This window comes from Virgibacillus salarius (genome assembly GCF_039521925.1).
GTDB classification, from domain to species: Bacteria; Bacillota; Bacilli; order Bacillales; family Amphibacillaceae; genus Virgibacillus; species Virgibacillus salarius.
Genome location: NZ_BAAACY010000089.1, coordinates 1 through 7,127, shown reverse-complemented (window position 1 = coordinate 7,127; position 7,127 = coordinate 1). Strand labels below are relative to the sequence as shown.

The 7,127-nt window shown below is 36.5% G+C and carries 7 protein-coding genes; 5 read left to right on the top strand and 2 right to left on the bottom strand.

Translation table 11 applies throughout. The features are described 5' to 3' along the window. Nucleotides 1-84: 84 nt before the first annotated feature. Entirely contained in the window at nt 85-273 is a 189-nt protein-coding gene (locus ABDZ84_RS11980) for an SE1832 family protein (protein WP_026679630.1), read from the bottom strand. 108 nt (nt 274-381) lie between these two features. Between ABDZ84_RS11980 and ABDZ84_RS11975 the strand changes: the two genes are divergently transcribed. Further along, the gene (locus ABDZ84_RS11975) at nt 382-1,209 is read left to right on the top strand and encodes a GNAT family N-acetyltransferase (RefSeq protein ID WP_026679631.1); all 828 of its coding nucleotides are present in this window, start codon (nt 382-384) and stop codon (nt 1,207-1,209) included. Nucleotides 1,210-1,497: 288 nt separating this feature from the next. Here the strand turns inward: ABDZ84_RS11975 and ABDZ84_RS11970 are convergent, their stop codons facing one another. Next, a complete protein-coding gene (locus ABDZ84_RS11970) occupies nt 1,498-2,586 on the bottom strand; it encodes an AI-2E family transporter (RefSeq protein ID WP_255637665.1) in 1,089 nt (362 codons plus the stop codon). A gap of 266 nt (nt 2,587-2,852) precedes the next feature. On the opposite strand from ABDZ84_RS11970, the gene ABDZ84_RS11965 reads away from it, so the two are divergent. From ABDZ84_RS11965 to ABDZ84_RS11950, 4 genes are all read left to right on the top strand, one after another. Next, nucleotides 2,853-4,592: a phospho-sugar mutase gene (locus ABDZ84_RS11965; RefSeq protein WP_026679633.1), complete on the top strand. Its 1,740-nt coding sequence runs from the start codon at nt 2,853-2,855 to the stop codon at nt 4,590-4,592. 370 nt (nt 4,593-4,962) lie between these two features. Then, a complete protein-coding gene (locus tag ABDZ84_RS11960) occupies nt 4,963-5,739 on the top strand; it encodes a TerC family protein (RefSeq protein ID WP_026679634.1) in 777 nt (258 codons plus the stop codon). Nucleotides 5,740-6,124: 385 nt separating this feature from the next. Continuing rightward, nucleotides 6,125-6,565 (top strand): OsmC family protein, encoded by a 441-nt coding sequence (locus ABDZ84_RS11955; protein WP_026679635.1) that lies wholly within the window; start codon nt 6,125-6,127, stop codon nt 6,563-6,565. Nucleotides 6,566-6,653: 88 nt separating this feature from the next. Then, entirely contained in the window at nt 6,654-6,884 is a 231-nt protein-coding gene (locus ABDZ84_RS11950; protein WP_026679636.1) for a hypothetical protein, read from the top strand. The last annotated feature ends 243 nt before the right edge of the window (nt 6,885-7,127 follow it).

Below are 7,127 nucleotides of genomic sequence, written 5' to 3'. Positions count from 1 at the left end.
TCAAGCAGTAGCTATTATTCCATAATAGCTACTAGAGGGAGCGTAAATCTGAGCATGTAGTGATAAGGACGGAGCGAATTTTGCTCAGTTTTTCTTATTTAAATCGGCTAATTGTTTATTAACTTCAGCAATTTCTCCTTCAAGACGAATAAGTTGTTCCTCTGCAGATGATACTCTGCCGCGGACATACTCAAGTTTATCTAAGTCACTTTGAATCCGTACGTAATCGGATTTTAACTCATCAAGCTTTGCTTGTAACTGCTCTATTGTCATCGTTCATCACCTCTTTATACTAGTGTAGCAAAAAACACTTTACAAAACAGGTAAAAACATTCATAGTATTAGAAAAATAGAGAGGGAATGGTTAAGGTGAAGGTGAAGGTGTTTATTAACCAGGCTGTTGATTCATATGCAAAACGAGTTGAACCGCTTTTACTTCAGAAAGAAGGATGTAATAATTTGATGCTTGGTATTATGAATCGCTTGAAGGAAAACAAAACAGATTGTTTCTTAGGTTGGGTAGAAGCGAATGGGGAAATTATTTATGCATTCCTGCGAACTCCACCCCATAATTGGATCTTGCCAGATATTGAAGTGAATTCTCTCGATTTCATACCGGTTATTACGAATTATTTATATCAACATGGCTATGAGGTTCCTGGCGTACTAGGGCCAATAAAGTATGCAAAAGCTTTCGCCCAGCAATGGGAAGAAAAAAGCGGGAAAACAGCATCCGTACATATGAATGAATTGATCTATCAATTAGACCGTGTGCAGATAGAGTATCCTTTACCAGGACAGCTAATTCAAGCAGAATTAGCTGATCATGCACTTCTAGCAAAGTGGCTTCTTCTTTTTGGAGAGGAAGCTAATGCACCAATAGATGAGTCGCGAGCATCTAGTTTGGCGGCGGAGTTTTTACATAAGCAAACAGCTTATTTTTTGCAGATAGGGGAGAATAAGGTTTCCATGGCGAATAAATCAAGGGAGACGAAGCATGGTGCGACAATTAATGCTGTCTATACCCCTGATAAATATAAGAAAAAAGGGTATGCTACAAGTGTTGTAAGCCAATTAAGTCAAAAGCTGTTAAATGACGGGTATCAATTTTGTAGTTTATATACAGATTTGTCGAACCCAACTGCAAATAATATTTACAAGAAGATTGGCTATTATAAAATTGGTTCTGCTATTGTCTATTTGTTTTAGAGATAACCGAGTGGTTAGGTTAAAACTAAATGAGTAGTTCACAAGCAAATATAATACCATGTTCTAAAATCGCAATCTAAACGATGGGAACCTTTATGATGATCAGCTAACGCACGAAAAAAATTGCTTAGCAACTGATTCTTCGAGCTCATCAGTTATCACAGAAGTCTTCACCACCATAAATGATAAAACTCCAAACCAATATCCGGAACTAAGTTCGTAACCTCGGATTATAGTTTGGAGTTTCACTTTATCTACATGTAATTTATGCTTTTAATAAGCTCAGCATTAGATTAATGCATCTTCCTTATTTTTTTTAGAGTTTACGTATGTTTTATAGAAATGGATAATGATCGTCTTAATCACTGCATAAAATGGTACAGCAAATAGAATACCTAAGAATCCAGCAATGCTTCCTGCTGCTAAGATAACGGTAATGACTGTTAATGGATGTAAGTCTAATGCACGCCCCATAACATTTGGTGAAATTAAATTACTTTCAATTTGCTGCGCGGCTATCATTACGATGGACACCCAAATCACCATAAACGGATCTTGGAATGCTCCAACGATTAATGCCGGAATTACGGCTATAAATGGACCAGCAAAAGGAATTACATTCATTACCATAGCAAATAACGCTAGTGTTAAGGAATATTTTAAGTTAATGATCAAATATCCAATAAATAACAGCACACCGACGGCAAAACTAACAATTAACTGCCCTTGTATAAAGGCTGTTAACGTTCCATCTACTTTGACAAACAAGCTACGAATATTCTCCGCTTTTTTCTTGGAAAAGATTTGTGTAATAAATGGAACTAGCTTCTCTCCATCCTTCAACATGAAGAATAAGAAAAATGGAACGAGAACTAATGCAGTAACAAATCCAATGAGTTGTCCAATAAATCCAAACAAATAATTTAATACACTATCAATATGTGATTGAAGGTTATTCGTAAAATTATTGATTGCTTTGTCTATTTCTGCAGGAATAGCAGTTTGGTTTGATTGCCATAAAGAAATCATATCCTGCGCCCAGTTTACCATTGTTGGAACATTATCAATTAAATTCCTAAATTGTTGTTGGGCAATTGGAGCAATATACATATAGACAAAAACACCAAGAAGAATTAATACAAGAAATACAAGAATAATTGAAAAGATACGATTTATTTTAAGGCGTTCAAAGAAGTACATTAACGGCTTTGTTAAATAGTAAAGAATACCTGCACCTATAATAGGTACGGCGACGGCCCCTATTACTTTCAAAAAGGGTGTAAAAATAAAATCAGTAACCGAAATAAGTAATATTAACAGAAAAACCATTATGAAAAACACTAAAAACTGAAACCAGCGTTTATTTACCACCAACATCCCAACCTTCACAAATCATTTGTATCTATTTTACCTGTTTCAAAGAATAATAGAAAGTATATCTTATTTAGCTTTACGAACTGTTTTGATACGACGACGCTAAAGTAACAATGATATTCCCAAACAAGACAGCTTTGATCTTTACGTTTTCTATTATTTTAACCTGATTTATGAAATCATAAACGATTCAAAATTTGATCGATAGAATAATCTGTGTAAGTATGCTAAAATTCGTATAGATTATATACAGTTGGAGGACATAACGAATGACCAGTTGGGAACAAGTCTATCAAAAATGGGAAACATTCCAAGATCTTGATGCGAATTTAAAGAATGAGTTAACGAAATTAAATGGAAATCAGCTCGCATTGGAAGATGCTTTTTATAAAGAATTGACATTTGGGACAGGCGGGATGAGAGGGATCATTGGTCCTGGAATAAACCGTATGAATATATATACCATTCGTAAGGCTGTTAATGGACTGGCAAATTATCTATTAGAACATACGGTAAATGTAAAAGACAGAGGTGTTGTAATCGCGTACGATTCCAGACATATGTCAAAAGAATTTGCTATTGAGACAGCAAAAGTATTAGGGGTATTTGGAATAACAGCATATGTGTTTAAATCATTAAGACCGACCCCGCTACTTTCCTTTGCGGTACGTTATTTGGGAACGGTATCAGGAATAATGATTACAGCAAGTCATAATCCTCCAGAATATAACGGTTTTAAGGTGTATAATGAGGATGGTGGACAAATAACACCAAATCAGGCAGCTGACATTATTGCCTGCATTCAACAAACAGACGATGAATTATTAGTTCCCTATATGGATCAAGCTACATTAGAAAAAGAAGAACTAATTAACTGGATTGGGAATGAAATTGATAATGCCTACTTAGAAAAATTGATTGATATATCTAAGCTGCCTGCAGAAGAACGTGAGCAAGAGAAAGCTATACCAATTGTCTTTACACCACTTCACGGAACTGCTTATGAGCTCGTATCTCAGGGATTGGCACAATTGAATTTTACGAATGTTCATGTTGTAGAAGAACAAGCTGTCCCAGATCCAGAGTTTTCTACTGTGAAATCACCTAATCCAGAGGAGCATCAAGCATTCACAAGGGCAATACAACAGGGGAAAAAGCATGATGCAGCTATTTTATTAGCAACAGATCCGGACGCCGATCGTTTAGGTGTTGCTGTCAAAGACGACACGGGTAATTATCAAGTGTTAACTGGTAATCAGTTAGGTGCATTAATGCTGGATTATATTTTATCGCATAGTGATTCGGCATTATTAAAAAGCGGACGGATGCTAAAAACAGTAGTGACATCGGAACTAGGTAAAGCAGTGGCGGATTACTATGGAATAACGACAATTAATACTTTGACAGGCTTTAAATATATTGGAGAAAAAATACGGGAGTTTGACGCAACTGGTGAAACTTTCGTATTTGGTTATGAGGAGAGCTATGGTTATTTAACGAGTAGCTTTGCACGAGATAAAGATGCGATACAAGCAGCTATGATGGCAAGTGAAATGGCATACTATTGGAAGAATAAAGGTAAAACTTTGCATGATGCGCTTCATGAACTATATGAAAGGCATGGCTATTATAAGGAAGACATGACATCTCTAACTTTAAAAGGGAAGCAAGGGTCTGAGCAAATAGCTAAGATTATGGCTACAATCCGCTCAGAACCATTACAGGAAATTGCTGATTTATGTGTGAAAGCAACAGAAGATTATTTAATTGGTCAACGCTATACGCTCGATAATCCAGAAAATATAGAAGCTATTGAACTACCTAAAGAAAATATGATGAAATTTATTTTAGAACAGCATAGCTGGGTTTGCCTTCGCCCATCAGGTACTGAACCAAAAATCAAGTGTTATTATGGGGTTTGTACGGAAAATGAAAAAGAGAGCATACAAAGGGTTTCTGCATTAAAACAAGCTATGGAACGGATTCTTGAACAAATTATCGAGGGCTAATATGGTGAATAGATTTGATTCTGTGGGGAAGGCTAGTTACTAAAACTAGACACATGGTAGAATCAATCGTTGACATTTTATGTTTATCGATGTTTAATAGTAAGTAATGTTATATTCCTATTAAAGGGGAGTAGCTGTACAATTTTAGTCGTCATTACGAGAATATTCTCCGGCTGAATTGGCAACGATCGTTGTTAGCGAGACCTTTACCAGTCTAGGTAAGGGTCTTTTTTGATGGTTCTTACCTATTGGTAGGAGCTTTTTTATTTGTACGAAGTTACATAACGTAATTTTAGGTAGAAGTAAAAGCTTCAAGTCGAATATAAGGTTAAAGCTCTATACGAGCGTAGCAGAAGGGAGAGCCTAGAGAATGGGTATTGAATTATTAGTGGAATATTTATGGGTATTAGTAGTTTTAATTGGACTCGAAGGTTTACTAGCCGCTGATAATGCGCTTGTCTTAGCGATAATGGTGAAGCATTTACCGGAAGATCAGCGAAAGAAAGCATTATTCTATGGATTGGCTGGTGCATTTGTATTACGATTTGGTTCATTGTTTATTATTTCATTCCTTGTCGATGTATGGCAAGTACAAGCGATTGGTGCAGCTTACCTGTTATTTATATCGATTAAACATTTATATGATAAGTTAAAATCCAAGGATGAACCAGATGAAGAAGCGAGTGCCAAAGAAGAAAAAGGTAGCGGTTTTTGGATGACTGTCTTAAAAGTAGAATTTGCCGATCTTGCCTTTGCGGTCGATTCTATTCTTGCAGCAGTAGCTTTAGCAGTAGCTTTACCACCAACTAATCTTGGCCATATCGGAAGTCTAGACACCGGACAATTCTTAGTTGTTTTTGCTGGTGGAATGATTGGATTAATTATCATGCGTTTTGCAGCTAATGTTTTTGTGGATTTATTAAATAAGCGTCCTGGTTTGGAAATTGCGGCGTTTGTAATTGTTGGCTGGGTCGGAGTTAAACTAGCTTTAATCGTTCTTGCACATCCAGATATTGCTTGGATACCACATGATTTTCCACATTCAACATTATGGAAATCGATATTCTATGTCGTATTAGTAGGAATTGCGGTTATTGGTTGGTTTACCTCTAGCGATGCAAACAAAAAAGAAAAAGCTCAGGATTAACGTCAATGAATGATCTTTTATGAAGGAATAGATTAGGTTTTCAAAAAGGTCTCTTTTAAAATCAGTGGAATGGTCATCTTAGTCGACAACACGTTAACCTCGTGGGAGGGAGAAGCGCTCTCAGTGGTTCAATTTTTGTTCAACTCCCTACAAAGAAATAATAGGGGAAAGTAAAGCAGTGTGGTACTACCAATCAGTGGGTGCTAAACAAAACCCCCCCACTGATTGAAGTTTCACTGTATTTTTTAAGCGTACCTGTATAGGCTGCTGAATTATTGTGATTATTCTGATGAAATACTTTTTATAATTATGTGAGCAGGGTTTGAAGCATAACTATTCCCTTTAGAAATGGATGTTTGGTAGTCTATAGCTAAGAGGTGATTACATGGCAGAGCATCATTTTCATTTAAAAGCAGATTGGCCAGGTGGGAGAAATAGTCAAGGCTTCCTAGAGACAGGTAACTTGAAAACAAATATATCTATACCACCTGAAATGGATGGTCCAGGAATTGGAACAAATCCGGACGAAATGCTATTAGGGGCAGCTGCTACCTGTTATATTATTACATTAGCAGCAATGATTGAAAGAGCGGAATTGCCTTTAAAGCAAATGTATTTACATTCGGAAGGGATCGTGGACGTGACAAAGGGAGTATTCACGTATAAGCGAATTATACATCGGCCAACGGTTACTTTAACAGAGCATGCGACAGAAGGTCAACATAGTCAACTCCGCAAATTAGTCATCAAGGCAGAACAAAGCTGTATGATTTCTAGAGCATTAAAAGGAAATGTGGAAATTGAATTAGAACCAACCCTAGTTTGATAAGCGTTTGTCACAAAATTTAGTCTAGTAGATAAGGCTTGGAATGACCGAGTTTCATTTTAAAAAAACAGGAAAAGGAAGCTGACTATTGAGGCAGCTTCTTTTTAATGGTTCACTAACAGATGGAATGATGTTACCTAAAGGAATCGTTCCAAGCGAGATAAACTACTGGGGGTATTTATCATTTTTGATTATACAGAAAGGGATAGATTCTTATATCGAAGATCTGCTCCATTTTCAAAAAGCAGATCCAGAGTGTAGTACATATCCTAGGCTCAAAAAATCAGATGATAAAGCTGGATTAGTAATTAGCTTTTAAAATCACAATATTCTATTTATGTTAGCCGGTTTCTTTAGGAGAAACCGGTTTTTTTAAAAGATAAGAAAGTATAAAATCGGTGCAATGACTGCGTTAAGCCAAGTAGTTATTTTGAAATGTTTGATGTATATTGGCAATGCTCCGACGAATTACTTCGCTTTCCGTGGGCACGACCTCAACTAACTTTGCAAAGAAGAACACGTTGCAAAGTGGATTTTCGGCTCGCGCAATTCCCGCAGGAGT